The organism is Mesorhizobium sp. M7A.F.Ca.US.005.03.2.1 (genome assembly GCF_003997795.1).
Lineage (GTDB): Bacteria > Pseudomonadota > Alphaproteobacteria > Rhizobiales > Rhizobiaceae > Mesorhizobium > Mesorhizobium ciceri.
In genome coordinates, this window is the sequence record NZ_RZRP01000838.1 from 1 (window position 1) to 2,715 (window position 2,715).

Consider the following 2,715-nt stretch of genomic DNA (forward strand, 5'->3'; position numbering starts at 1 on the left):
CTTCACATCCCTGTCATGTCGGGCTTACAGTATCCGTGCCGTTCGGGTCTAGAACCAAGGAGGTGAACACGTGACGGTTGCCGTATCTCCGGATGGGCTTCCAGCACTGGTGCTGAATGCGGATTACCGTCCGCTCAGCTATTACCCCTTGTCGCTCTGGTCGTGGCAGGACGCCATCAAGGCGGTGTTCCTCGACCGGGTGAACATCGTCGCCGAATACGAGCACGCCGTCTCCTCGCCGACCTTCTCGATGAAGCTGCCGAGCGTTGTCAGTCTTAAGGCCTATGTGAAGCCCTCCAGGCACCCGGCCTTCACCCGCTTCAACGTCTTCCTGCGCGATCGCTTCCAGTGCCAATATTGCGGCACGCCGGAGGACCTGACCTTCGATCACGTCATTCCCCGCCATCGCGGCGGCGCGACGACGTGGGAGAATGTCGTTGCCGCCTGTTCGCCGTGCAATTTGAGGAAGGGCGGCATGATGCCGGCGCATGCCAAGATGTGGCCGCTGCAGAAGCCTTTCCAGCCGACGGTGCACGATCTGCACAACAATGGCCGCCTGTTCCCGCCCAACCATCTGCATGAAAGCTGGATGGATTATCTCTACTGGGATGTCGAACTCGAACCATAGAGTTCGGCACAAATCCGCCATGCTGGCCGCCTGACGCAGCTTTCTGCGCTTCCGGTGCTCACGTACTTCAGTACGCTCCGCTCCGGTTCTCGAAAGCCGCGCCTATCCGACTCAGCCCGGCGAATTTTTGCGCGAACTCTGCGTCACGCCGTTCAATCGAATTGGCTTAGTCGCGGGTGAGGGCGCCGCGGAAAGCGACGGCGGCGAGGATCAGGCTGGCGATGGCGTTCCAGCCGGCCAGCGACAGGCCGAGGATGCGCAAGGCGGCCTTGTCGCAGGATGGCGGCACGAATTTGTCGAGCGCGTCGAGCACGCCCTTGCCGCCGGTGTCGACCGGCCCGGCGCCCGCCGTGCAGTCGGTCGGGCCGGCCCACCACTGCCATTCGACACCGGAGTGGTAGACGCCGAGATAGAGGCCGTAGAGCATCAGGATGCCGCCGACGGCCAGCAGGCCGCGCGTCAGCCAGCTGGGTGCGTGCAGCATCGACGCAATCACCGCCAGCACCATCAGCGGCACGCCGATATAGTAGGGCGTGCGCTGTTCGAGGCAGAGGTGGCAGGGGATGTAGCCGCCGAGATACTGGAAGCCGAGCGCCGAGCCGACGGTGGCGGCCATGGCGACGGCGAGGAACAAGGCGGTCAGCGTGCGCTGGCGTCCGGTGTCGGCATTCATGGTCGCTGTCATTTCAATCGGTCCGTCCGGCTCGCAATGGTAATGTTCAGAACGCGTATTTGACCAGGATATAGAGCAAAATCAGGGCAACCGCGCCGGCGCCGGCGATCAGGCCGAGGCGCTTTTCGATGAATTCGCGGATCGGTTCGCCATAGCGGCGCAGCAGCCAGGCGAGCAGCAGGAAGCGGGCGCCGCGGGCCACGATCGCCAGTACGATGAACAGCAGCAAATTGACGCCGATGACACCGGACAGGATCGTCACCACCTTGATCGGCGGCAGGTGGGCGGCACCCGATGTGATCAGCATCAGGACGATGAAGCCGACGCCGGCGCCCGCGCGCAGTTGCTCGAACTCGTCGTACTTGCCGTAGAATTCGAGGATCGGCCTGGCGACCGCGTCATAGGCATAGTGGCCGATGAACCAGCCGGCGATGCCGCCCAGCACCGAGGCGACGGTGGCGATCAGCGCATAGCGGTAGGCGCGGTCCGGCCGCGACAGCGCCATCGGCAGATAGAGCACGTCGGCCGGCACCAGGAACACCGAGCTTTCGACGAAGGCGATGAAGGCCAGCCACCATTCGGCGGATTTGCGGGCCGCCAGCGACAGGGTCCAGTCGTAAAGTCCGCGAAGCATCGGCACTCCTAATGCGTGTCGTTCAATTGCAGGCAGGTTGGGGTGTAACGGCATGCACAGAACAAAGACCCAGCGCACGCCATCCGTCCCCGCAGACGTGCCGCGCTTTGATGCGCCGCCTGTCTAGAAAGATTTTCCGCGCTGCACAATGGCAGCCCCGTCACGAAATCGAAAGGCGCAGTTTGGTCGCATCCGAGGCGACGAGGAATTGGCCAGTTGACGAACAGGCCTCCAACCGTATAGTCCCGCGCCATCCAGGCCGCCCGGCCTGAGCCCCTATGGCGGAATTGGTAGACGCGCTCGACTCAAAATCGAGTTCCGCAAGGAGTGCTGGTTCGATCCCGGCTAGGGGCACCACCCTTCGCTCTCCGAGCTTCGGGTGGCGGGCCACTCGAAGTTCAATAGACGAAGGGCGTCACGGTCGCTTTGGTTCCCGATACGTCTCAGCAGGCGATCAACACGCTTTGCGCGCCACGCTGGGGTCGCCGTCATTGGCTGGGCCGATCTCGCCAGCTGCCAGCAATTCGTCGAATGTCCGTTCTAGGTCGGCGCTGTCATCGGCTGCCGGTCCGCTGGGCGGATCCTGGCGTGTCAGCGTTTCCAGCCTTTGGTGAAGCTGGCGGTTCTCGTTGCGGCAACGGGCATGCGCGAGTTCGTCGGTCATGCCGCGCAAGCGGAGATCGGCGAGTTGAACCTTCACCGCGCCACAGTCCCGGCGCGCCGCGTCGCGCTCCTGGCGTAATTTCGCAATCTCGGTTTCCGAGGTTTGGCGCCGAGGAC

At 63.5% G+C, this 2,715-nt stretch carries 4 protein-coding genes and 1 tRNA gene; 2 read left to right on the forward strand and 3 right to left on the reverse strand.

All coding sequences use genetic code 11. The features are described from left to right. Positions 1–70: 70 nt before the first annotated feature. Positions 71–628, forward strand: a complete 558-nt coding sequence (locus EN991_RS31180; RefSeq protein WP_006328497.1) for an HNH endonuclease — start codon at positions 71–73, stop codon at positions 626–628. 166 nt (positions 629–794) lie between these two features. On the opposite strand, the gene EN991_RS31185 is transcribed toward EN991_RS31180, so the two are convergent. After that, entirely contained in the window at positions 795–1,313 is a 519-nt protein-coding gene (locus EN991_RS31185) for a disulfide bond formation protein B (RefSeq protein ID WP_013529434.1), read from the reverse strand. Positions 1,314–1,347: 34 nt separating this feature from the next. Beyond that, entirely contained in the window at positions 1,348–1,935 is a 588-nt protein-coding gene (locus tag EN991_RS31190) for a YqaA family protein (RefSeq protein ID WP_013529435.1), read from the reverse strand. Between the two features lie 272 nt (positions 1,936–2,207). Here EN991_RS31190 and EN991_RS31195 point away from each other — a divergent pair. After that, positions 2,208–2,292 (forward strand) — tRNA-Leu (locus tag EN991_RS31195). Between the two features lie 97 nt (positions 2,293–2,389). Here EN991_RS31195 and EN991_RS31200 read toward each other — a convergent pair. After that, a partial coding sequence (locus EN991_RS31200) for a hypothetical protein (protein ID WP_164769493.1) occupies positions 2,390–2,715 on the reverse strand: 326 nt, incomplete at its 5' end.